The 664-nt window shown below is 65.5% G+C and carries 1 protein-coding gene; it reads left to right on the top strand.

The genetic code is table 11. The features are described 5' to 3' along the window. Positions 1-664, top strand: a 664-nt coding sequence (locus tag CH274_RS05635; RefSeq protein WP_143546530.1) for a DUF222 domain-containing protein, incomplete at both ends; no start/stop codon positions are given.

Here is a 664-nt window from a genome sequence, read left to right as displayed (position 1 = left end):
TGCCGCGCGTGCGGAGAATCGGCAGGCCGCCCGCAAGATCAACGCCTGTTACGAGGTCCATCGGAGCTGGATCACCCACGACATCAAATACAAGCATTACAGCCGCTACGGGCGCACCGAAATGGCCGTCGCGTTGGGGTGCTCGGCGACGGTCGCCGAATCGTACGTGTCCATCGCCGTCGCCCTGCACACGCGATTGCCACTGCTACGGAGAGCATTCGAGACCGGGGAGGTCGACCTTCCGCGGGTGCGCACGGTGTGTCGGATCCTCGACAACCTCTCCGACGACATCGTCACCTCCGTCGAAGCCGAGGTCGTCGAAGCAGCCCACCGGTTGTCGCCGGGTCCACTCGAGAAGGAGATCTGGGACATCCTGCTGCGGGTCGCCCCGGAAGAAGCAGCCGCACTACGCGAGTTCGCGAAGAGGTTCCGCACCGTCACCTACACCCCGGCCGGGGAACTGGCCCGGATTCGGGCGGAGTTGACCGCCCCGGAAGCTGCCGCTGCGTGGCAGTTGCTCGAGGAGATGGCCGACACCTTGTGCCCGAAAGACCCGCGCGGGAAGAAGGAACGCCTGTGCGATGCGTTCATGGCCCGCATGCACGGCGAACCCCGCTTGGAATGCTTGTGCCGACGGGAGGACTGCCCGAAGAAGGATGCGGTG

Origin of the sequence: Rhodococcus sp. 06-418-5 (assembly GCF_002258285.1) — a bacterium.
Classification (GTDB): domain Bacteria; phylum Actinomycetota; class Actinomycetes; order Mycobacteriales; family Mycobacteriaceae; genus Rhodococcoides.
The sequence above is the reverse complement of the archived record's forward strand: the minus strand, read 5'-3'. Positions and strand labels throughout refer to the sequence as shown.